Below are 22286 nucleotides of genomic sequence, written 5' to 3' on the forward strand. Positions count from 1 at the left end.
CGCAGGCATTGTCTTGGAATGAGTCAGAGCCATGCCCGGGGCATGGCTCCATGGTTGGGCGCTTATTTGGCGCGAGCTTGCTTGACGGCTGCCTGCACAGAGTCCCAGGTACCTTGACCCACGGACTTGGCAATGCCGGCATTGACGGTGCCGAGCTTGTCGCGCATGCGGCCTGCTTCGGCGGCTGGCAGCTCGTTGACCTGCATGCCCTTGGTCTTGATCTCGGCCAGAGCCTTGGCGGCTTCTTCGCGCGTGTCCTTGCGCTCGAATTCACGGCTCTTGATCGCCGCATCCTGCAGCACCTTCTTCTCGGCGGGGCTCAGCGTGTCCCACCACTTCTTGCTGACCGTCACGATCCAGGGGCTGTAGACATGGTTGGAGACGGTCAGGTACTTCTGCACTTCATAGAACTTGCTCGAAAGCACCGTGTTGAAGGGGTTTTCCTGACCGTCCACGGCCTTGGTTTCCAGCGCCGTGAACAGCTCGGAGAAGGGCAGGGGAACGGCATTGGCGCCCAGGGTCTTGAAGCTGTCCAGGAAGACGTTGTTCTGCATCACGCGCAGCTTCACGTCCTGCAGATCTTCCAGCTTGGTGATGGGGCGCTTGTTGTTGGTCAGATTGCGAAATCCATTTTCCCAATAGACCAGACCCACCATGCCCTTGGGCTCCAGAGTGGCCTTGACCTTCTCTCCCACGGGGCCGTCCAGCACGGCATCGGCCTCCTTGGTGTTGGCAAACAGAAAAGGGGTGTCCCAGATCGCCATTTCGGGCGACAGGCCCACCAGCGTGGCGGTGGAGCCGACCATCATTTCCTGGGCGCCGCCGATCAGGGCCTGCTGCATCTGCGTGTCCGAGCCCAGGGATGCGTTGCCGATGGCGCGGACCTTCATCTTGCCGCCGCTGGCCTTTTCCACTTCCTTGGCGAACATGCGCACGGCACGACCCTGGTTGGAGTCTTCCACCAGGCCGTAGCCGAACCGCACCAGGCGGGGCTTGAAGTCCTGCGCCTGAACGGCGCCGGCGGCCAGCAACATTGCCGTGAGGCCCGCGACTGCAAATTTGATACGCATACCCGTCTCCTTGCTTGATTGGGCCTGGGCCCTTTGATGAAATTGGAACTGTCGTGATGCGCTTGATTGCAGTGCGCACCATGTTATGAATCTAAGATCTTTCATGGATGGCATGCCGTTCTCAGTGCATCCATTTGAGCGGACCCGTGACCAGCTGAGGGAAGATCACGAAGAGCACGGCCAGCAGCACATAGACCATCAGGAAGGGATTGGTGCCCTTGATCACGGTTTCCATGCGCAGCCTGCCGACCCCGGCCACCACGTTCTGCACCGTGCCCACAGGGGGGGTGATCAGGCCGATACAGCCCACATAGATGAACATGAAGCCGAAGTACACGGGATCGATGCCGGCCTTGACGGCCAGCGGTGCGCAGACCGGACCGAAGATCAGGATGGTTGGGGTCAGATCCATGGCGGTGCCGACCACGAGCAGGAAGAGCATCATCACGGCCATGAAAAGCATGGGCTGATCCAGCAGACCCGAGAAGCTGTCGGCCAGCATATTGGGCAGGTCGGCGAGCGTGATCATGTAGGCGGTCACAGTGGCCGCACCGCAGAGGAACATCACCACGGCGGTGGTCTTGGATGCGCCCAGAAAGACTTCGTAGAGCCTACTCCAGCTCATCTCCCGATAGACCACCATGGACACGAACAGCGCGTAGACCGCGGCCACCACGGCGGCTTCGGTTGGCGTGAAGACGCCGCCCTTGAGGCCGCCCAGAATGATGACAGGCATCATCATGGCCCAGAAGCTCTTGGCCAGTGCCTTGAGGCGCAGGCCCCAGCTCACGCGTTCACCCGAGGTCAGCTGGTATTTGCGCGCGATGAACCACCAGGCAGCAATCAGAAAGCTGCCCATGAACAGGCCGGGAACGACGCCCGAGAGAAACAGCTTGCTGATGGAGGTGTTGGTGGTGACGCCGTAGATCACGAACGGCATCGAAGGCGGAATGATGGGGGCGATGATGCCGCCTGAAGCCAGCAGGCCGGCGCTGTAGCTGTCGGGATACTTCTGGTCGCGCATCATCGGCAGCAAGATGGTGGCCAGCGCGGCGGTGTCGGCAATGGCCGATCCGCTCATCGAGGCCAGCAGCACGGCTGCGCCGATGGCCACATAGCCCAGGCCACCCGGGATATGACCGACAAAGGCGCGGGCCAGATCGATGATGCGGCGTGACAGGCCGCCGGCATTCATCAGCTCACCTGCGAGGATGAAGAATGGCACGGCCAGCAGCGGGAAATTGTCGAACCCGGCTTGCAGGTTCTGCGCGAGCAGCTGGGTGTCGAAAAAGTCCAGGTGCCACATCAGTGCGACACCGGTGAGTATCAGTGCATGCGCAATCGGCATGCCGATCACCATGCCGCCGATCAGCACGGCGAGAAAAATCAGGGTAACGACCATGGCGCTCTCCTTACTCCACGCTGGTTTCAGAAGATTCGGATGGGGTGCCGCGCAGCATGTCGCGCACCACGACCAGCAGCATGCCTATGGCCAGCACCAGCGTCGCCGCTGCGCCCAGAGCCAGGGGATAGCCCAGCACGGTGCTGTAGCTGCTCCAGCCGGCAACGACCTGCTCCCAGGAGCCCCACAGCAGCAGGGCCATGCAGGTGCCGATCAGCAGTTGCGAGACCCAGAACAGGACTTTGCGGGTGATCGGGCCGACCCGCGATGTCACCATGTCAAAGCCCAGGTGGGCGCCTTCGAAAGCCGCCACGATGGCGCCGATGGCCACCAGCCACACAAACAGCAGGCGCGAGATCTCCTCATAGGAGACGATGCTGGTGTGGAAAACGTAGCGCAGCACCACGTTGACGAAAACGGCAACCACCATGCCGGCCAGGGCCAGCACCATCAGGCCTTCGGCCAGGCGCTTGAGCCATGGCTTGCGGCCCTGTGCCTCTTTGCGATCTTCAGACATTGGCTGTCTCCTGCTGTCTTTATGCTTGGGATTCGCGCCTTGCCCATTGCCGGGCCGCGAGCGCGATGTCGTTGAGATTCATGGTGGCGCTGACGGTCAGAACATCGGGCTCCTGACGCGGGTCTTCCAGCGTCGTGAACTGATTGGCCACCAGGTCGGGCGAGAAGAAATGCCCGGGTCGGGTCTGGACGCGTTCCAGGGCCGTGGCATAGTCGAGATCGAGAAACACAAAACCCAGCTGCTGGGCGCTGCGCAACTGGTCGCGGTACTTGCGCTTGAGCGCCGAGCAGGTCAGCACCAGGCCGTGTTCGGCATCTGCCTGAGCCAGTCGCTGCGCCAGGCGTTCCAGCCAGCCTTCGCGGTCGGCATCCGTCAGGGCAATGCCGGCCTGCATCTTGGCCACGCTCTGGGGGGAGTGGTAGCTGTCTCCTTCTACCAAGGTCCACCCCAGTTGACGGGCGATGGCTTCTCCTGCGCTCGATTTGCCGCAGCCGGAAACTCCCATGACGACGAGTGCCGACATGGTGCCATGAGGCTGGATCTTGCTTTGAGTCATTTTTGGATAGCGCTATCCGATGTGGTTAAAAAATGAGCAGCCTGCTGCTTTCTGCGATTGGCTTCAGACCTTGGTCGAAGGCAAGTCAGTGCTTTCATCAAGCTGCTTCTACAGACTTCATTTCAAGTCTGGATAGCGCTATCATACTCAAAAAACCTCAGGCATCTGACTAGGAGATTCCCTTGCCTCCCGAGACCCGTACCAAGAGTGAAACCCCGGCAGACAGCGCTTCTTCAAGGCGATCTCGTGCCAGCGGGCGCGTCACCCTCAGCGATGTGGCACAGGCTGCGGGCGTGAGTCCGATGACGGTCTCCAGAGCCTTGCGCGGAGAGCGCAGAGTGGCTGCAGCCCTGGTCGACAAAGTGCGCGAGGTTGCGGCTTCTCTGGGTTATGTGCCCGATCTGGCTGCACGTGCACTGGCCTCGCAAAAAAGCACCCAGGTGCTGGTACTGGTCCCCATGCTCTCCAACACCTTGTTTGTGGAGGTCCTGGAGGCTGTGCACAAGGTGCTGTTTGCCCAGGGCTATCACATGCTGATCGGCGTGACCCACTACGACCCTGCGGAGGAAGAGCAGTTGCTGCGGGCCTATCTGCCCATGCGGCCTGCCGGGCTGTTGCTGACCGGGTTTGATCACAGCGAAGAGTCGCGGAAATTATTGGCTGCCAATCCAGTGCCGCGCGTGCATCTCATGGAGTTGCGCGAGCCCGGCACGGGGCCCGATTGCTACAGCGTAGGTTTTTCTCAGATTGCAGCTGGCGCTGAAATGACCCGTCATCTGCTGGACAAGGGATACAGACGCATCGCATTTTGCGGAGCCCAGCTCGACGCGCGTGTCATGCAGCGTCTGGAAGGTTATCGGCAGGTGCTCAAACAGGCCGGCCTCTATGACCAGAGCCTGGAGATTCTCAATCCCGAGCGTTCATCGCTGGCGCTGGGTGCAAGGCAGTTTGAGACACTTCTCAAGGCGCAGACTACGGTGGATGCCATCTTTTTCTGCAATGATGACATTGCACAAGGCGCATTGCTGGAGGCCAATCGCATGGGGGTCAAGGTGCCGCAGCAGGTGGCGATCGCCGGGTTCAACGACCTTCCTGGCAGTGATCAGATGGTGCCGCCTCTGACCACTATCCATACACCCAGGGATGAAGTGGGCAGAAAAGCTGCCAGCATGCTACTGCAGTTGCTGGCAGGGGACACCGTCAGAGAGGCCAGCGTGGATCTGGGCTTCAGGCTGGTGCCCAGGGCCAGCACCTGAGTTGTCGGCGTCAGGCTTCCGAGCCTGACTTGCCTCGCCCGGTAATCTTGTCTTTCAGGTCCAGCAGTCGCGTCACGGCGGAGCCCATGCCCATGAGCTGCATGGCGGTCTCTGGCGACAGACGCTGAACATCGTCAAACCAGCTCATCAGTTTGTCGATGAGCTCGTGCATATCGCGCATGCGCTGCTGGGCGTAACGTTCTTCGTCGGTGCTGGCTTCCTCCATCATGGCGGCACGCAGCATGGACTGCGTGGGCTCGATCTCGCGGCGGCGGCGCTCTTCGGCCAGTCGCTTGAAGATTTCCCAGACATCCTCGGGTGCCTGGAAGTATTCGCGCCGGTCGCCGGGCTGGTGACGCAGCTGAACCAGCCGCCAAGCCTGCAGCTCCTTGAGCCCCATGCTCACATTGGAGCGCGAGAATTCCAGCGTGTCGGCAATCTGGTCTGCGTTCAGCGGCTCGGGCGAAATGAACAGCAGGGCATAGATCTGCCCCACGGTGCGATTGATGCCCCAGCGGCTGCCCATCTCGCCGAAATGCGAAACAAATTGTCGGCTCAGCTCCGACAGTGGTTTGGCTTGCGTCATGGCCTCCATTGTGCCTTTGCCCGGGGTTCTCAGTGGGGCAGGGAAATCAAGCCGGAGTGCAATCGCTCTGGTTTTGTTCATGCTTGGCGCATGAAACCCGCGCAGATATGTTTCGTAAAACTTGCAACGCTGTCAGCAAATTGTTGGGAATCGGCGCAAAATCGCCATCCTGTTTTAAGTCGGCTTTTTTACGTTGCCTGTTGCCGGGCAAACTCACCCTGCCGCCGGGCAGCCCATGGGCTGCCCGGCGGCCGTGATCTGATGGTTCAAAGTTCTATTTCCTCTCATTCCCGCAGTGCCCTGATCGACTGTACCAAGGGGCTGGCTTGTGCTGCCATCGTCTGGCATCACCTGGCTTTCTACGGCCCCATGTCCGATGTGGCTCACCCTGTCATGCCCGACCTGCTGGACTGGCTCTATGAGTACGCCCGTATGGCCGTGCAGATCTTTCTGGTGATCGGCGGTTTTCTGGCTGCAGCCAGCCTGGCTCCCATGGGTCTGGCGCGGTTTGATTCACCCTGGTCCAAGATCGGCAAGCGCTTTGTGCGTCTGGTCGTGCCTTATGCCGTGGCACTGGTGGTGACGATTGTGGTGTCTGCGGCGATTCGTCCCTGGTTCGATCACGAGTCCGTGTCCGCCGACCCCGATCTATGGCAGCTCATGGCCCATGCTTTGCTGCTGCAGGGCATTGTGGGCGAGGAGTCACTGTCGGCTGGTGTCTGGTATGTGTCCATAGACTTTCAGCTGTTCGCCGCGACCGTGCTGTTGCTGGCCGGAGTGCGCTGGCTGCAACAATGGGCGCTGAAGCGCTTGGGTGCTAGGGCCATGAAGCGCTGGTGGCCCTGGGCTGTGACTGGCATGCAAGGGCTGGTGGTTGTGGGGACGGCAGCTTCGTTGCTGAGCTTCAATCTTGATGCAGACCTGGATGTCTGGGCGATTTATTTCATGGGTGCCTATGGCATCGGCATGATGGCCTTCTGGGCAGTGGCGGCAGACAAGCGCCTGACGGCCTGGAGCTGGGGCCTGCTGATTGCTGCTCTGATCATCGGCGCGCTGGTCTATGAGTGGCGCGACCGCATTTTTCTCGCCGGCGTGACCGCGATGCTGCTGATCGTTTGCATGCGTACCGAGGTCATTGCCCGCTGGCAGGGTTTTGCACCGCTGCGTCGCCTGGGAGAGATTTCCTACTCGGTATTCCTGATTCACTTTTCCATCTGCCTGCTGGTCAACGCAGTGGTCAACCATTTCTGGCATGGTTCGGTCACAGCCGCCGTGGTGGGCATCCCGTTTGCCTTTGTGCTTTCACTGACTGCCGGCTACGCGCTGTATCAACTGGTGGAGCGCCATGTTTCGTCATGGAGTCAGGCCCTGCGCTGGCAGGCAGGCTTGATCGGCGCGGGTCTGCTGACCACCATGCTGGCCGGCTTGCGCTGAGTCTGATCCAGGCAACAAAAAAAGCAGCTCCGGTGAGCTGCTTTTTTGTTGGGTGAGCCGGTTCAGCGATGGAGCTCGCCCGCGCTTTCGGGCTGGAACTCGATGGCATCCACGCGCACGGTTACCTGACCGGTAGGGCTGGGCATCTTGAACTCATCGCCCACTGACAGGCCCAGCAGGGCGATGCCTACCGGCGCAAAGATGGAGACCTTGTCGGCGCTGCCATCCATATCCTTGGGGTAGACCAGTGTCAGCGTATTGGTCTTGGCGATCTCGAGAATGGTGAAGCGCACGGTGGAGTTCATCGTCACCACGTTGGCGGGTATTTCTGCGGGGTCGAGTACATCCGCGCGGTCCAGCTCCGCCTCCAGTGCATCACGGCCGGGGAACTGGCTGTTGTTCTTTTCCAGCAGCGATTCAATGCTATCCAGGTCCAAGGAGGACAGAGTGATATTGGGCTTGCGCTCCATGTAGTAACTCCCTTGCGAGATGGTGTGGTTGGCGCTTTGGCGTTGCGCAAACGGACAAAAGCCCGGGCAACGGTGTTGTCCGGGCCAAGGCATTCAGTGAAAGGCACCAACTTGGTGCATTGAAGGGATTGTCGGCGCTGAATCGCAAACTGCCAAGCCATCTCGCACTCACTGAGTGCGGATTGACTTTGAACTTGCTCTAGTTAATGGAGCGTGCTAGGCCTATAGAACAATGGGCGCAGTCATTTTCTAGCCAGATCTGACTCACTCAACCCTCACCGTATTGACTGGGATGCAGCCATGGTCAGTGCCCATTTCTTGCAATGAATAACTGTATTTATGTACAGTTGTTTTATGAAGAAACTTGCCTCATCCTCTGGACTGGAATCCATTCGGACCGATGTGCCGGTGCGGCTCATCAAGGGGCGAGGGGCTGCCAGCCAGATCACGCACCGGTTTGCACGGGAGCTGCGCCAGGGTTTCGATGACGGCTGGGGCAAGTCCGAACAGGATGGAGGAAGCGAAGAGGGTGAGGAGGTCAAGACCTGGTGCACCCATCTGGAGTGGGAGCGGGCCAAATCAGCCCTGAGCCGCCATGAATCGCCCGATCTGCCTTTTCATCTGGGGCTCAATCCCTATAGAGGATGCGAGCACGGATGCATCTATTGCTATGCCAGGCCCACGCATGGCTATCTGGGCTATTCGCCGGGTCTGGATTTCGAAACTCGGCTGATTGCCAAGCAGAACCTGCCCGAGGTGCTGCTCACCGAGTTATCCCGGTCCAGCCATGTGGCGGCCCCCATCATGCTCGGCTCGGTCACGGACTGCTACCAGCCTGTGGAGCGCGAAGTCGGGTTGACGCGCCGCGTGATAGAGGTCCTGGCGCAGGCCAGGCATCCGTTTTCCATCGTCACCAAGGGCAGCGGCATCGAGCGCGACCTTGATTTGCTGGTGCCGCTGGCACAGCAGCATCTGGTGGCCGTTTATGTGACGCTGACCACCTTGCAGCCCGAGCTGGCCCGGCAGCTGGAACCACGCGCCGCTGCGCCGTATCGACGGCTGCGCATGATTCGGACCCTGAGCGAGGCCGGCATACCCGTAGGCGTCAGCCTGGCACCGCAGATTCCGTTCCTGAACGACGATATGGAGCAGGTGCTGGCTGCAGCCAGCGAGGCCGGTGCAAGACAGGCTTTTTATGCAGTACTGCGTCTGCCGTGGGAAGTGGCTCCGCTGTTCAATGAATGGCTGATGCTGCACTATCCCGAGCGCGCCCAACGCGTGATGGAGCGTGTGCGGGATCTGCATGGGATCAGCGAAGCGGGCAGAGCCGACGGCAAGGTCTACAACAGCAGGTTTGGCCAGCGCATGAAGGGAACGGGCGCCTGGGCCGATATGCTGGCGCAACGCTTTGCATTGGCCTGCCGCAAGCTTGGGCTGAACCGTGAGCGAGTGCAACTGGACTGCGATCAGTACCATCATTCCTTGCTGTCGCCGCAGCAAAGTCTTTTCTGATGTTTTGTCTCAGCCCGTTGCGTGCCGACTCGGAACGGGTCGAGGCAGCGAGCTGCAGCTGCCCGGTTGCAAGAAGCCGGAATCTGGCGTGACTCCGGTCTTTTGGACACCTGAACTGACTACTGAGCTTGGTAATCAATGGACTTGAGCAAGGCCTGCTGGCGCTGATAGGCCTTCTGCAGTTCGCTCATCAGTGCTTCCGGGGTCGCGTCGGTGCCCGACTCCATGCCCATGTCCCTGAGTCTGGCTTCGAGCTGGGGCTGCTTGAAATACTGCAGCGCGATCTCTCTGACCCTGGCCTGCACATCGGCAGGGATATCCGGGCGCGACCAGACGCCGAACCAGCTTACCTCGGACAGTTGCGGGTAGCCCAGTTCCTTGAAGGTGGGCACATCGGGCAGTTGCACCATGCGCGTAGGGTAGTTCACGGCCAGCGGCTTGACCTTGCCGGCCTTGATCAGCGGCAGGGCGGTGGTGAGCCCGTCCATCATCAGCGGCACATGGCCGCCCATCAGGTCACTGAGCGCCGGAGGGGAGCCCTTGTAGCCCAGGTGCTTCATCTTGATATTGAGCAACTGCCCTAGCAGCATGCCCGAGGTATGGCCGCGCATGCCCGTGGCATACGAGGCAAAGTCCAGTCCGTCGGCCTGCTTTTTGCCGTAGTCGGCCAGCTGCTGCAGATTACTGACCGGGAAGTCCTTGTTGGCAATCAGCACCAGACCGTTGCGACTGAGTTGGGCCAGTGGTTTCAGATCCTTGAAGGGCTGATAGCTGACTTTGTAGGCCAGCGGCGTCTCGCTGACTATGCCGCCCTGGATCAGCAAGAACGTGTGGGCGTCCTTGCCGTTGGCGAGCAGGTCGTTGACGGCCAGCACGCCGGCCGCGCCGGGCTTGGATTCGACAATCACCGGCTTGCCCAGCTGTTTTTGCATGCCGTCGGCCAACAGGCGGGCCAGCGAGTCGGCATTGCCGCCGGCCGGGCCGCCCACCACCAGGCGTATGGGCTTGACGGGCCAGGGCGCTTGCTGCGCCATGGCCGCTGCACTCAGGCTCATGCCGGTTGCCAGAGCAACGGCCTTCCAGAGCATGGTTTGTTTCATCATTGTCTCCTCTGTTTTTTGACTGCCCGGCAGCTGGTTCCGCACACCGCCGTACCTGGCCGCCGCACCGTCCCGGCGAGAGTCCTGACCGAGGCGCCCGGGCAGTACTGTCAAAAAATTCTCGGCGCAAGGGGGGCAGAGGGTTTGACGAATTACGCCAGCTTCTTGGCCGTTGGAGCGACCAAGGGTTTTGGAGCGGTCCGCAGTACGGGCAGATCAGGGGCCGTACTGCCTTCAATGGCCTTGAGGAAGGAGCGCACCAGCAGACTTTCGCTGCGCTCCCTCATGCAATAGACATAGGTGGTGGTGCTGGCCGGGTCGCCGGCAATGCGCACCGGCCGAAAGCGCGGGTCGGCAATGAATTCGGCTTCGGACACGGCGCCGATGCCCAGGCCGCGCGCAACGGCCTCGCGTATGGCTTCGCGGCTGCCGATCTCCAGCTGGGTGCGGGGCTTCACACCGGCTGCCTGCAGTGCTTTCTCGATAGCGGTGCGCGTGGTCGAGCCTTGCTCACGAAGCAAGAGCGGCAGGCCGTGCAGCTCGCCCAGCTCGACCTGTTCGCGCCTTGCCAGCGGGTGATCGACATGGGCAAACAGGATGATGGCGTGGCGCGCATATTCGCGCGCCAGCAGCTCGGGCCTGTCATAGAGACCGGCCAGCACCGCCACATCGGTGGTGTAGTTCTCCAGATCGTGCAGCACCTGCTGCGAGTTGCCCATGCGAATCGACAGCTTCATGCCGGGGTGGCGGGCGCTGTAGGCCGCCACCATCTCGATCACATGAAACGGCCCCACGGCGCCGATCTTGAGCTCGCCCTGGTTGAGCTGGCCCGAGTCGCGCAGAAAGAACTCGGTTTCGGCCTCCAGCGCGAGCAGCTTCTGTGCCAGCGTCATGAGCTTGTGGCCGGCGCCGGTGAGCGTCATGCGATAGCCCTGGCGATGGAAGAGCTCGATCTGGCTTTGCCGCTCCAGCGTGGCGATCTGGCTGGAAACCGTGGGCTGGCTCAGGCCCAAAGCGCGGGCGGCGGCGCTCAGGCTGCCTTGCTGGGCCACGGCGATAAAGGCTCGGTAGCGGGCGGTGCTCATGCAGGTTTCATCTCAAGGTTTGATCTATGGAAGCTGTCAAAACTGATTCTGAAACCTTCACATGACAGTCATATGTCGTCCCTAATATTTGCGTCAACGCACTGCAATGACGGTGCGACGGCAGCCCGGAAAAGCTGCACTTCACACGCACATGCAAAGGATGAATTCCGTGACGATGACCCGCAAAACATGGCTCAAAGCCGCAGTCGCCAGCCTGACCCTGGCCGCCACCACCGGCGTCATGGCGCAGCAACCCACCGAGTTGCGCGTGGGCCTGATCCCTTCCGAAGACGCCCAGGCCATGATGCGCGCCAGCCAGCAGGTGATGGACCAGCTGGCCGCCAAGACCGGCCTGAAGATCAAGCCCTTTGTGGCCAATGACTACAACGGCGTGATCGAGGCCATGCGCTCGGGCAAGATCGACGTGGCCTATTTCGGGCCCTTCTCCTATGTGCTGGCCAGCCAGTTGGCAAATGCCGAGGCCTTTGCCATTCCCGTGGCCAAGAAGTCGGGCAAGAGCTCGTACAACAGCATCATCATCAGCAAAAAGGACAAGGGCCTGGGCACCGTGCCCCAGTTGCAGGGCAAGACCTTTGCCTTTGTCGATCCCAGCTCGGCATCGGGTCATCTGTTTCCCAAGGCCGGCCTCAAGGGCGAGGGCATCGATACCGACAAGTATTTCTCCCGCGTAATTTTCTCGGGCTCGCACGACGCCAGCATCATGGCTGTGGCCAACGGCAAGGTGGATGCGGCGGCCGTGGCCGATCCCATCTTCCAGACGGCAGTGGCCAAGGGCCATGTGAAGGCCGAGGATTTCCAGGTTATCTGGCGCTCCAAGGACATCCCTGAGTCGCCCATGGCCTGGCGCAAGAACCTCGACGAAGCCACCAAGAAGAAGGTGGCTGCGGCACTGGCCGAGATTAAGGGCCTGCCCTGGGGCGACCGTGGCGAGCTCAATGGTTTTGCGCCCACCAACGATCAGGCCTATGACGTGGTGCGCCAGACCGCCAAGGCGCTGAATCTGGACCTCGGGAAGATGAAATGATCAGCATCCGCAATCTGCGCAAAAGCTATGGCAGCAACCATGTGCTGCATGGCATAGACATGGATGTGAAGGCCGGCGAGTTCGTGGTCATGCTGGGCCTGTCGGGTGCCGGCAAGTCCACCTTGCTGCGCTGCATGAACGGGCTGAACCAGCCCGACAGCGGCCAGCTGCAGGTGGGCGGCATCGATCTGATGCGCAGGCACTCGCGCCGCGAGCTGGCCCGCCATGTGGCCATGGTCTTCCAGCACCACAACCTGGTGCAGCGCCTGTCGGTGCGCAAGAACGTGCTCACGGGGCGGCTGGGTCAGGTCGGCACGCTGGCCTCGGTGCTGCAGCTGTTCAAGCAAAGCGATATCGCACTGGCCGATGCATGCCTGCAGCGTGTGGGCCTGGCCCACAAGGCCGATGAGCGCACCGAAGCGCTCTCGGGCGGGCAGATGCAGCGCGTGGGCATTGCCCGTGCCTTGGCGCAGCAGCCGCAGCTGATTCTGGCCGACGAGCCCGTGGCCAGCCTGGATCCCAAGACCGCGCGCAGCGTGCTGCAGTATCTGCGCGATGCCACGCGCGAGCTCGGCATTGCCGTGGTCTGCAATCTGCACCAGGTTGATTACGCCCGGGAGTTTGGCGATCGCATCGTCGGCCTGTCGCAAGGGCGCATGGTGTTTGACGGCGTACCGGCGATGTTGGACGAGGCTGCGCTCAACGCCATCTACAGCGGCGAGCCTCAGCCCGCCGGACATACCCCAGAGCAGGGCGCTGCGCTGCATCTCAGCAGCACCGCAGTCGGCAACTGGCTGCCCGGGGCGATGTCGCCAGCCACTGCCGCAGGAGGTCTGCAATGAACAGCCAGAGCTTGAAACAGACCGATCGTTGGCAATGGACGGCGGGGCGCCCCGAAAGCACTGGCGGCTGGCTGGGCTATGCCGCAATGGCCTTGGCCATCGGCTGGGTGCTGCACTGGAGTGCTGCGGGCGCGCAGATGAGCTGGAGCGAGCTGGCGGGCGGCATGCCGCAGATTGGAGACTTTCTATCACGCTCGGTGCCGCCGGACTGGAGCATGCTGCCGCGCCTGTGGGCACCGGCGCTGGAGACGATACAGATCGCCATCTGGGGCACGTTGCTGAGCGTGATTCTGGCCCTGCCTTTGTCTTTCATTGCCGCCAGCAATCTGCACGGCTGGCACTGGCTGCGTCGCATCACGCGCCAGTTTCTCAATGTGATCCGCAGCATCAACGAGCTGATTCTGGCGCTGGTATTTGTCTCGGCCGTGGGCCTGGGCCCCTTCCCCGGTGTGCTGGCCCTGGCCCTGCACGGGATGGGCATGCTGGCCAAGTTCTTTGCCGAAGCCATCGAGGAGATCGACGACGGCCCGCTGCAGGCCTTGCGCAGCGCCGGTGCCAGCCAGCTGCAGATCATCGCCTTCGGCGTGGTGCCCCAGGTCATCACCGCCTGGATTGCCGTGGTGCTCTACCGCTTCGAAGTCAATCTGCGTTCGGCCACCGTGCTGGGCATGGTCGGAGCGGGCGGTCTGGGCTTCGAGCTGGTCAGCAGCCTCAAGCTGTTCCGCTACCAGGAGACTGCGACCTGCATCATCGTCATCACGGTGATGGTGATTGCAGCCGACATGGCATCGAACTGGCTGCGCAGCCGCATACAGCGGGGCACTCGCCACTGATTCCGCTGCGGTGCCGGTGTGCGCCGCAGTGCTTGAACCATCAAAAACATGAGCTATCAGCGCTTGGTACATAAGCGTCAAGGGCCGATTTTGCTCAAAAAACGTCAAAAAGGCTTTCTCGTGTGGACCTATCACAACCCCGTGCATATCAGCGTGGGTCGCAACAGTCTCGATCAACTGCCGGCCCTGCTGGCCGGGCGCAGCTGCCTGCTGGTCACTTTCCCCGAGGCTGAAAGCCTGGGCCTGGTGCAGCGCATGCGCCAGCTGCTGGGAGCGCAGCTTCGCGGCGTGATCGACAGTATTGCCCCCAATCCCGATGTGCAGTGGCTGGCGCCGCTGTACGAGCACGTGCAGCGTGACCATGCCGAGGTGCCCGTGATCGTGGCCCTGGGGGGCGGCAGCGCCATCGACTCGGCCAAGGCCTTGATCTGTCATACGCCCGGTGGCCGTTTTGCCGATCTGCGGGCGTTGCTCAAGCAGGGCGGCCAGTTGGGGGCGGGAGGGCACAAGGCCCTGATCGCCATCCCCACCACTGCCGGCACGGGCAGCGAAGTCACGCCCTGGGCCACGATCTGGGATCAGGCCGCCGGCCAGAAGTATTCGCTGCACCAGTCCTGCACCTGGCCCGAGGCCGCGGTCATCGATGCCGAGCTGATGACCAGCCTGCCGGCCGGCGCCACGCTGGCCTCGGGGCTGGATGCGTTGTCGCATGCGCTGGAATCCATCTGGAATGTGAACCGCAACCCGGTCTCCATGGCGCTGGCCGTGCAGTCGGCGCGCCGCACGCTGGCCACGCTGCCCGCGCTGATGCAGGATCTGGATAACCCACAGCTGCGCAGCGAGATGGCCGAGGCGGCGCTGATGGCCGGCCTGGCTTTTTCCAACACCAAGACTGCACTCGCGCATTCGCTGTCCTACGACATCACGCTGCAGCATGGCGTGCCGCATGGCCTGGCCTGCTCGTTCAGCCTGCCCCTGGTGCTGGAGATGGCGCTGGGCGCGGATGCGGTGGCCGATGCCGCCTTGCTCTCCATCTTCGATGCCGGCACGCCTGCTGTGGCCGTCGAGCGTCTGCGCTGCGTTCTGCAAGGGCTGGGCGTTGCCACCGATCCGGCCCACTATGGCGTGCAGCCAGACGCCTGGAGCGCCATGGTGCAAAAAGCCGCTAGCGGCCCGCGCGGTCGCAACTTCATTCGCTCTCTGAGCTGAGTCGCGCAAGGTCGACACCTTTGTGCTTTCCATTCTGTTGAGTCACCACTGAAAAAATCATGAACTCCATCGCTCAAGCCGAAACCCTGGTCCTGTCCCAGCCCTCTGCCGACCTGTCACCGCTCCAAGCCGTCATCTTCGACTGGGCCGGCACGCTGGTGGATTTTGGTTCGCTCGCACCCACGCAAATCTTTGTCGAAGCCTTTGCCAGCTTCGGCATCAGCATCAGCCTGGCCCAGGCGCGCGGGCCCATGGGCCTGTCCAAATGGGACCATATCCACCAGTTGCTGCAGGATGAAAGCATTGCTGCGCAGTGGCAGAGCGCTTTTGGCCGGACGCCGACCAACGAGGATGTGGATGCCATCTACGCGCGCTTCATGCCGCTGCAGATTGCCAAGGTGGGCGAGTTCTCGGCCCCCATAGCAGGCGCTGTGCAGACGCTGCAATGGCTGCGCGACCATGGTCTCAAGGTCGGCTCCTGCTCGGGCTACCCGCGCGAGGTGCTCAACCAGTTGCTGCCGCAGGCCGAGGGCGCAGGCCTCAAGCCCGACTATGTGGTGGCCGGCGATGAGCTCGAAGCCGGCGGCCGCCCCGGCCCCTTCATGGCACTGGCCAATGTGCTGGCGCTGGGCATTGGCGATGTGCGTGCCTGCGTGAAGGTGGATGACACCGTGCCCGGCATCGAGGAAGGTCTGCGCGCAGGCATGTGGACCGTGGGCCTGAGCCTGTCGGGCAACGAGGTCGGCTATAGCGTGGAGGAGTTTGCCAGGGCGCCCGAGCAAGAGGTCGAGGCCCGTGTCGCCGTGGCCGAAGCCAAGCTCAAAAAGGCCGGAGCCCATTACGTGGTGCGCAGCGTGGCCGATCTGCCGGCCGTGCTGGCGCAGATCGCGGCCCAGATGCGTGCCGGAAAAATGCCGTTCTAGGGCGCGATTCGGAAGCTCGCAGATCCGGTTGCGAGCCCGGCCCTGAACAGCCAAGCCCCAGGCCTGACGGCTAGGGGCTTTTTTTCTGCGGTTTGGGCTCAGCCTGCGGGCGTCTGCGCCTCGGGGTCGAGCTGCTCGTGATGCTCGATGACCTTGCGCATCAGCTGTGTGAAGAGCTCGCGTTCGGCCTCGCTCAGCGGGTCCAGCATCTGCTGCTGGGCTTGCAGCACGGAGGGGCCGGCGTCGGCAAGCAGGGCTTCGCCCTCGGGCGTCAGGGATAGCAGACGCACGCGGCGATCCTTGGCCGTGTGCTGGCGCAACAACAGACCACGTGCTTCCAGCCGGTCGATCACGCCGCCGATGGTGGATTTGTCAAAGCCCACTTCCATGCTCAGCGTGCGCTGGTCTATGCCCGGCAGATGCACCAGTTTTTGTAGCACGGCAAATTGCAGCGGCGTCACGCCCCAGGCTTCGGTGGCCTGGCTGAACACGGCCACGGCCACCTGTTGCAGGCGGCGTATGCCGTGGCCGGGAAAGGTTTCCACCTCCAGGCGTGGAAAGACAGGGTGGCTGCTGGCGCTGTCTGAGGCAACGTTTGGCAGTGCAGAGTTAATCATGGTTTTCCCTAGGTGGGGTTGGCATTTCAAGTTTCGAATAATACGATGCATGCATTTGGTATGCATACATACTATTTGTGTGCGGACTGATTGGGCAGACACTGGCGTCTGCGCACTTGAAGAACTTGAGGCCTCCATGCAGTTTCATTTGAACGGTTTTCGTCCTGGCAACCCCTTGATCGCTCCAGCTTCGCCGCTGGCCCCTGCCCATACCGAGACCGTGCCCTCGCAGGTCGATGTGCTGATCGTGGGCTGCGGGCCTGCCGGCTTGACGCTGGCCGCGCAGCTGGCGGCCTTCCCCGATATCCGCACCTGCATCGTGGAACAAAAGGAAGGCCCGATGGAGCTGGGCCAGGCCGACGGCATTGCCTGCCGCACCATGGAAATGTTCGAGGCCTTCGAGTTTGCCGACTCCATCCTCAAGGAGGCCTGCTGGATCAACGACGTCACCTTCTGGAAGCCCGATCCTGCCCAGCCCGGCCGGATCGCCCGCCATGGCCGCGTGCAGGATACGGAAGACGGTCTGTCCGAGTTTCCTCACGTCATCCTGAACCAGGCGCGCGTGCACGACCACTATCTGGAGCGCATGCGCAACTCGCCCAGCCGCCTGGAGCCGCACTACGCACGCCGCGTGCTGGATGTGAAGGTCGACCACGGTGCAGCGGACTATCCGGTCACCGTGACGCTGGAGCGCTGCGACGCGGCCCATGCCGGTCAGATCGAAACCGTGCAGGCCCGCTATGTGGTGGGCTGCGACGGCGCGCGCAGCAATGTGCGCCGGGCCATCGGCCGCCAACTGGTCGGCGACTCGGCCAACCAGGCCTGGGGCGTGATGGATGTGCTGGCCGTGACGGACTTCCCCGATGTGCGTTACAAGGTGGCCATTCAGTCCGAGCAGGGCAATGTGCTCATCATCCCGCGCGAAGGCGGTCATCTGGTGCGCTTTTATGTGGAGATGGACAAGCTCGATGCCGACGAGCGCGTTGCCAGCCGCAACATCACGGTGGAGCAACTGATAGCAACTGCCCAGCGCGTGCTCCATCCCTACAAGCTTGACGTCAAGAATGTGCCCTGGTGGTCGGTGTACGAGATCGGCCAGCGCATCTGCGCCAAATATGACGATGTGACCGATGCCGTGGCCACACCGGACTCGCCCCTGCCGCACGTCTTCATCGCCGGCGATGCCTGCCACACCCACAGCCCCAAGGCCGGCCAGGGCATGAATTTCTCCATGCAGGACAGCTTCAACCTGGGCTGGAAGCTGGCCGCCGTGCTGCGCAAGCAATGTGCGCCCGAGCTGCTGCACACCTATTCGTCCGAGCGCCAGGTCGTGGCCCAGCAACTGATCGACTTCGACCGCGAATGGGCCAAGATGTTCAGCGACCCGGCCAAGGAAGGCGGTCAGGGCGGTGTGGACCCCAAGGAATTCCAGAAGTATTTCGAGCAGCACGGCCGCTTCACGGCCGGCGTGGGCACGCACTATGCGCCCTCGCTGCTGACCGGGCAGGCCACGCATCAGGCACTGGCCAGCGGCTTCACCGTGGGCATGCGCTTCCATTCCGCGCCGGTGGTGCGCGTCTCCGATGCCAAGCCCGTGCAGCTGGGTCACTGCGGCAAGGCCGATGGCCGCTGGCGCCTGTATGCGTTTGCAGGGCAGAACGACCTGGCGCAGCCCGAATCCGGCCTGCTGGCGCTGTGCCGCTTCCTGGAGAGCGATGCGGCATCGCCGCTGCGCCGCTTCACGCAGGCCGGCCAGGATATCGACAGCATCTTCGATCTGCGTGCCATCTTCCCGCAGGCCTATACCGAGGTGGCGCTGGAGACCTTGCCGGCCCTGTTGCTGCCGTCCAAGGGCCAGCTGGGAATGATCGACTATGAAAAAGTGTTCAGCCCCGATCTGAAGAATGCCGGTCAGGACATCTTCGAGCTGCGCGGCATCGACCGCGAGCAGGGCGCTCTGGTGGTGGTGCGTCCCGACCAGTATGTGGCCCAGGTTCTGCCTCTGGGCGACCACGCTGCACTGAGCGCCTATTTCGAGTCTTTCATGCGAGCCTGAGAGCCCGTGACCTAAGGACTGCTGATCAGCATCAACACCTGGAAGGTGTTTCAGGGAGGGCATGGCCCTCCCTTTTTTGCGCCCGGGGCAGAGAGAGCGGGCGCTGCTTGCTACGATGTTTGCTTGTGCTCAAGAGGAGAAGACATGCTGTTGATCGTGGGTACCGTGCGTTTGCCATCCGAAAACCTGGCGCTTGCCCGGCCCGCCATGCGTGCCATGGTCGATGCATCCCGCGCCGAGCCCGGCTGTCTCGAGTACGGCTATGCCGAGGATGTGCTGGTGCCGGGGCTGATCCATGTGAAGGAGCTGTGGGTGGATCAGGCAGCGCTGGATGCACATTTCGCCTCCGCGCATATCCAGGCCTGGCGTGCCGCCTGGCCGACTCTGGGAATCGGGCAGCGGGATCTGCGGCTCTACGAGGTCCAGGCGTCACGCGCCACCTGAGCTGCGGCAGAGGCAGAGGCAGAGGCAGAGGCAGAGGCAGAGGCAGAGGCAGAGGCAGAGGCAGAGGCAGAGGCAGAGGCAGAGGCTTGCATGAAGATGCTTGGCGTGAGAGCGCCTAGTTTGAAGCCTGCTGCAGCCTGATGATGTCCACCGATATTTCCACTGCCGTCACGGCGCAACGGTTTTCAAGCCAGTGCGTGGTGTTCCTGTCTTCGGGCCAGCCCACGCCCGGGCCGTAGTCGGTGGCCACGCCATCTCTGTGGTCGGTGATGCAACCTTCGAGGATGTAGACCATGCCGGGTCGGTCCTTGTGGTCGTGAAGCGGGCCGAACACGCCGCCCGGCGCCATGGTCACCAGGCGCATGCGAAGCTGGCGCCCCGACATGCCTTCGATCTCGGGGCCCAGGTCGAGCGTGGCCAGCATTTGCACGGCCACCCCCCTGGTCTGGGGGACTTGCTGTTGCTTGGACATTCTTTGCTCCTTCGCGCCTCGTCATGGCCGTTGAAGCGAACCTGTCTTCGCTCAGGCCGGTTGCCAAAAGTGTGATCTCTTGCTGGCGCACAGGAAAGCCAAACCCATGTCATTGGCGTGGCGCCCGGCTGCACAAGCAGGCCCGGACAGGCTGTCCCGGACAGGCCGGGCAGAGCGGATCTTGTCCCCGGGGCTGTCTCTGCCGGGCGATTCCCCGACAATGCGCGAATGACTTCCCAAGAACAACCGCGCAACCCGCTGCATGGGCTGACGCTTGAGCGCATCGTTACCGATCTGGTTGATTACTACGGCTGGAGCGAGCTGGGGCGCCGGGTGCCCGTGCGCTGCTTCAATCTGGATCCCAGCATCTCTTCGAGCCTGAAATTTCTGCGCAAGACGCCCTGGGCGCGCGAACAGGTGGAGCAGCTGTATGTACAGACCCAGCGTGCCGATGAGCTCGAGCAGCAGCGGCGCGCGAGAAGATCGGAGCGCTCCGAGGACTGATCCGGCGCCGGACCGCATCAAGAAGACACCGCCGTCAGGCGGCTTTTGCCCGTGTGGGGTGACAGCTATGGCTGGGTAGTCTCGGCCGCGCGAACCCGTTCCAAAGAATCAGGCGCCCAGTTGCTGCGCATGGTGGCGCAGATGGTCGTCGACAAAGCTCTGGATGAAATAGTAGCCATGGTCGTAGCCCGCATGCCGGCGCAGCGTGAGCGGCTGACCGGCCTTGGCGCAGGCGGCTTCGAAGGCTTCGGGCAGCAATTGCTTTTCGATCAGGAATTTGTCGGCCAGGCCCTGGTCGATGAGGATGCCTGCGGGATAGGGGGCAGAGGCTTGCGCGCCCATCAGCTCGCTGGCGTCATGCCTGGCCCATTCGGCCTTGTCTTCGCCCAGATAGCCGCTGAAAGCCTTGTGGCCCCAGGGGCAGTTGAGCGGGTTGGCAATCGGTGCAAAGGCCGAGACCGACGTGAACCGGCCGGGGTGGCGCAGCGCCAGGGTCAGCGCGCCGTGGCCGCCCATGCTGTGGCCGAAGATGCCCAGACGCTGCAGGTCCACGGGCAGCTTGCTGCCGACCAGGGGCAGCAGGTCATTGAGGATGTAGCTCTCCATGCGCCAGTGCAGCGCCCAGGGCCGGGTGGTCGCGTCCAGGTAAAAACCGGCGCCCACGCCAAAGTCCCAACTGTCGGCCTCGCCCGCCAGACCCGCGCCGCGCGGGCTGGTATCGGGGCAGATCAGGGCGATATTGAGTTCGGAGGCCATGCGCTGGGCGCCGGCCTTGATCATGAAGGTTTCCTCGGTACAGGTCAGACCCGCCAGATAGAGCAGGGCCGGCACCTTCTCGCCCATCACGGCCTTGGGTGGCAGATAGACCGAGAACTTCATGGCGAGGCCGATCTCGGAGCTATGGTGTTCGTAATAGCGCTGGGCGCCGCCAAAGCAGGCGTGGGCGTTCTTGAGTTCCATGGCAGTCACTCCTAAAAGAAAAGCTGCTTGCGCTCGTCAATAAAGCGTTTGCAGCTGTTTTATATATAAATATGAATCAAAGCATGCGCAAGCAGCTATGAAATTAAAAGCGCTGGGTGGTTCTTCAAAACTAGCGCGGGCCATCGATGAGACACCGAGGAAGCGCCGCTGCGCACCGAGGGTGTCGTCCCCCTTCCGCGAAGCGAGAAAGGGGGAAGGCGCGGGGCCGCCCAGGCGAAGCGCCTCAGGGGGTTACGAAGCGTCAGCGTAGTTCACCACCGAGCGGATCGACTTGCCTTCGTGCATCAGCTCGAAGGCTTCGTTGATCTTGGCCAGGCCCATGGTGTGGGTGACGAAGGGTTCGAGCTGAATCTTGCCGGCCATGGCGTCTTCCACCATGCCGGGCAGCTCGCTGCGGCCCTTGACGCCGCCAAAGGCCGTACCCAGCCACTTGCGGCCGGTCACCAGCTGGAAGGGGCGGGTCTTGATCTCCTGACCGGCACCGGCCACGCCGATGATGACCGACTGGCCCCAGCCGCGGTGGGCGCATTCCAGCGCTGCGCGCATCACGTCCACATTGCCGATGCATTCAAAGCTGTGGTCCACGCCCCAGCCCGTCATCTCGACGATCACTTGCTGGATGGGCTTGTCGAAGTCCTTGGGGTTCACGCAGTCGGTGGCGCCAAAGGTTCTGGCCAGGTCGAACTTGCCGGGGTTGGTGTCGACGGCGATGATGCGGCCGGCCTTGGCCAGCTTGGCGCCCTGGATCACGGCAAGGCCGATGCCGCCCAGGCCGAACACGGCCACGGTGTCGCCTTCCTGCACCTTGGCAGTGTTCTTGACTGCGCCCAGACCGGTGGTCACGCCGCAGCCCAAGAGGCAGACCTGCTCGGGGTTGGCATCAGGGTTGACTTTGGCCAGCGAGACGGCAGCAACCACGGTGTATTCGCTGAAGGTCGAGCAGCCCATGTAGTGATAGATGGGCTCGCCCTTGTAGCTGAAGCGCGTCGTGCCGTCGGGCATCACGCCTTTGCCCTGGGTGGCGCGCACGGCCACGCACAGATTGGTCTTGCCGCTCTTGCAGAACAGGCATTCGCCGCATTCGGCGGTGTACAGCGGAATCACATGATCGCCGGGCTGGACGCTGGTCACGCCTTCACCCACTTCCACCACGATGCCCGCGCCTTCGTGACCCAGCACGGCGGGGAAGATGCCTTCGGGGTCGTCACCGCTCAGGGTGAAGGCGTCGGTGTGACAGACGCCGGTATGGGTGATCTTGACCAGCACCTCGCCAGCCTTGGGCGGCGCGACGTCGATCTCGACGATTTGCAGGGGTTCTCCGGCTTTGAAGGCTACGGCGGCGCGGGATTTCATGGGCAGGTCTTTCTTGGAA

General features: G+C 62.4%; 23 protein-coding genes. 11 read left to right on the forward strand and 12 right to left on the reverse strand.

Translation table 11 applies throughout. From position 1 onward, the window contains the following. Window positions 1–62: 62 nt before the first annotated feature. From Cth01_RS21625 to Cth01_RS21640, 4 genes are all read right to left on the reverse strand, one after another. On the reverse strand, window positions 63–1070 hold the full coding sequence (locus Cth01_RS21625; RefSeq protein WP_003065736.1) for a TRAP transporter substrate-binding protein: 1008 nt from the start codon (window positions 1068–1070) through the stop codon (window positions 63–65). A gap of 121 nt (window positions 1071–1191) precedes the next feature. Then, a complete protein-coding gene (locus tag Cth01_RS21630) occupies window positions 1192–2472 on the reverse strand; it encodes a TRAP transporter large permease (protein ID WP_034356902.1) in 1281 nt (426 codons plus the stop codon). 10 nt (window positions 2473–2482) lie between these two features. Beyond that, window positions 2483–2989: a TRAP transporter small permease gene (locus Cth01_RS21635; RefSeq protein WP_034392301.1), complete on the reverse strand. Its 507-nt coding sequence runs from the start codon at window positions 2987–2989 to the stop codon at window positions 2483–2485. Window positions 2990–3008: 19 nt separating this feature from the next. Further along, entirely contained in the window at window positions 3009–3545 is a 537-nt protein-coding gene (locus Cth01_RS21640; RefSeq protein WP_045840389.1) for a gluconokinase, read from the reverse strand. A gap of 182 nt (window positions 3546–3727) precedes the next feature. On the opposite strand from Cth01_RS21640, the gene gntR reads away from it, so the two are divergent. After that, the gene (gntR, locus tag Cth01_RS21645) at window positions 3728–4801 is read left to right on the forward strand and encodes an HTH-type transcriptional regulator GntR (RefSeq protein WP_034380738.1); all 1074 of its coding nucleotides are present in this window, start codon (window positions 3728–3730) and stop codon (window positions 4799–4801) included. A gap of 10 nt (window positions 4802–4811) precedes the next feature. On the opposite strand, the gene Cth01_RS21650 is transcribed toward gntR, so the two are convergent. Further along, window positions 4812–5396, reverse strand: a complete 585-nt coding sequence (locus tag Cth01_RS21650) for a GbsR/MarR family transcriptional regulator (protein ID WP_003053080.1) — start codon at window positions 5394–5396, stop codon at window positions 4812–4814. Between the two features lie 252 nt (window positions 5397–5648). Here Cth01_RS21650 and Cth01_RS21655 point away from each other — a divergent pair, with 252 nt between their 5' ends. Then, window positions 5649–6821 (forward strand): acyltransferase family protein, encoded by a 1173-nt coding sequence (locus Cth01_RS21655; RefSeq protein WP_045840390.1) that lies wholly within the window; start codon window positions 5649–5651, stop codon window positions 6819–6821. A gap of 62 nt (window positions 6822–6883) precedes the next feature. On the opposite strand, the gene rnk is transcribed toward Cth01_RS21655, so the two are convergent. Further along, a complete protein-coding gene (gene rnk / locus Cth01_RS21660) occupies window positions 6884–7291 on the reverse strand; it encodes a nucleoside diphosphate kinase regulator (protein ID WP_045840391.1) in 408 nt (135 codons plus the stop codon). A gap of 354 nt (window positions 7292–7645) precedes the next feature. On the opposite strand from rnk, the gene Cth01_RS21665 reads away from it, so the two are divergent. Continuing rightward, on the forward strand, window positions 7646–8803 hold the full coding sequence (locus Cth01_RS21665; protein ID WP_045840392.1) for a PA0069 family radical SAM protein: 1158 nt from the start codon (window positions 7646–7648) through the stop codon (window positions 8801–8803). A 119-nt stretch (window positions 8804–8922) separates the two neighbouring features. Here the strand turns inward: Cth01_RS21665 and Cth01_RS21670 are convergent, their stop codons facing one another. After that, entirely contained in the window at window positions 8923–9903 is a 981-nt protein-coding gene (locus tag Cth01_RS21670; RefSeq protein WP_034356899.1) for a Bug family tripartite tricarboxylate transporter substrate binding protein, read from the reverse strand. A gap of 152 nt (window positions 9904–10055) precedes the next feature. Then, window positions 10056–10988, reverse strand: coding sequence for a LysR substrate-binding domain-containing protein (locus Cth01_RS21675; protein WP_034356896.1), 933 nt, complete (start codon window positions 10986–10988; stop codon window positions 10056–10058). 175 nt (window positions 10989–11163) lie between these two features. Here Cth01_RS21675 and phnD point away from each other — a divergent pair, with 175 nt between their 5' ends. From phnD to phnX, 5 genes are all read left to right on the forward strand, one after another. Continuing rightward, on the forward strand, window positions 11164–12033 hold the full coding sequence (gene phnD / locus Cth01_RS21680; RefSeq protein ID WP_082085702.1) for a phosphonate ABC transporter substrate-binding protein: 870 nt from the start codon (window positions 11164–11166) through the stop codon (window positions 12031–12033). After that, complete coding sequence (gene phnC / locus Cth01_RS21685) at window positions 12030–12875, forward strand: phosphonate ABC transporter ATP-binding protein (RefSeq protein ID WP_034356892.1); 846 nt, start codon at window positions 12030–12032, stop codon at window positions 12873–12875. Before phnD ends, phnC begins: the two co-directional genes overlap by 4 nt. Further along, on the forward strand, window positions 12872–13708 hold the full coding sequence (gene phnE / locus Cth01_RS21690) for a phosphonate ABC transporter, permease protein PhnE (protein ID WP_045840393.1): 837 nt from the start codon (window positions 12872–12874) through the stop codon (window positions 13706–13708). The genes phnC and phnE overlap by 4 nt, the downstream gene beginning before the upstream one ends. 120 nt (window positions 13709–13828) lie before the next feature. Next, window positions 13829–14917 carry an iron-containing alcohol dehydrogenase PsrA gene (gene psrA / locus Cth01_RS21695; RefSeq protein ID WP_045840405.1) on the forward strand — a complete coding sequence of 363 codons (1089 nt, stop codon included), beginning with the start codon at window positions 13829–13831 and terminating at the stop codon, window positions 14915–14917. 59 nt (window positions 14918–14976) lie between these two features. Next, window positions 14977–15840, forward strand: a complete 864-nt coding sequence (gene phnX / locus Cth01_RS21700; RefSeq protein WP_034392285.1) for a phosphonoacetaldehyde hydrolase — start codon at window positions 14977–14979, stop codon at window positions 15838–15840. Between the two features lie 98 nt (window positions 15841–15938). Here phnX and Cth01_RS21705 read toward each other — a convergent pair whose 3' ends face one another. Continuing rightward, the gene (locus Cth01_RS21705; protein WP_034356884.1) at window positions 15939–16457 is read right to left on the reverse strand and encodes a MarR family winged helix-turn-helix transcriptional regulator; all 519 of its coding nucleotides are present in this window, start codon (window positions 16455–16457) and stop codon (window positions 15939–15941) included. Window positions 16458–16593: 136 nt separating this feature from the next. Between Cth01_RS21705 and Cth01_RS21710 the strand changes: the two genes are divergently transcribed. Next, window positions 16594–18513, forward strand: a complete 1920-nt coding sequence (locus Cth01_RS21710; protein ID WP_034392280.1) for an FAD-binding monooxygenase — start codon at window positions 16594–16596, stop codon at window positions 18511–18513. Window positions 18514–18657: 144 nt separating this feature from the next. Next, window positions 18658–18957, forward strand: coding sequence for a putative quinol monooxygenase (locus Cth01_RS21715; protein WP_034356878.1), 300 nt, complete (start codon window positions 18658–18660; stop codon window positions 18955–18957). Window positions 18958–19072: 115 nt separating this feature from the next. Here the strand turns inward: Cth01_RS21715 and Cth01_RS21720 are convergent, their stop codons facing one another. Then, window positions 19073–19429, reverse strand: a complete 357-nt coding sequence (locus Cth01_RS21720) for a cupin domain-containing protein (RefSeq protein ID WP_045840394.1) — start codon at window positions 19427–19429, stop codon at window positions 19073–19075. Between the two features lie 228 nt (window positions 19430–19657). Here Cth01_RS21720 and Cth01_RS21725 point away from each other — a divergent pair, with 228 nt between their 5' ends. Further along, window positions 19658–19933, forward strand: coding sequence for a VF530 family protein (locus Cth01_RS21725; protein WP_045840395.1), 276 nt, complete (start codon window positions 19658–19660; stop codon window positions 19931–19933). Window positions 19934–20041: 108 nt separating this feature from the next. Here Cth01_RS21725 and fghA read toward each other — a convergent pair whose 3' ends face one another. Together fghA and Cth01_RS21735 are read right to left on the reverse strand one after the other, a co-directional pair. Further along, window positions 20042–20893, reverse strand: a complete 852-nt coding sequence (gene fghA, locus Cth01_RS21730) for an S-formylglutathione hydrolase (RefSeq protein WP_034380714.1) — start codon at window positions 20891–20893, stop codon at window positions 20042–20044. A gap of 252 nt (window positions 20894–21145) precedes the next feature. Continuing rightward, window positions 21146–22267 carry an S-(hydroxymethyl)glutathione dehydrogenase/class III alcohol dehydrogenase gene (locus Cth01_RS21735; RefSeq protein ID WP_034380711.1) on the reverse strand — a complete coding sequence of 374 codons (1122 nt, stop codon included), beginning with the start codon at window positions 22265–22267 and terminating at the stop codon, window positions 21146–21148. Window positions 22268–22286: the final 19 nt, after the last annotated feature.

Source organism: Comamonas thiooxydans, from assembly GCF_000964545.1.
Taxonomy (GTDB): Bacteria; Pseudomonadota; Gammaproteobacteria; order Burkholderiales; family Burkholderiaceae_C; genus Comamonas; species Comamonas thiooxydans.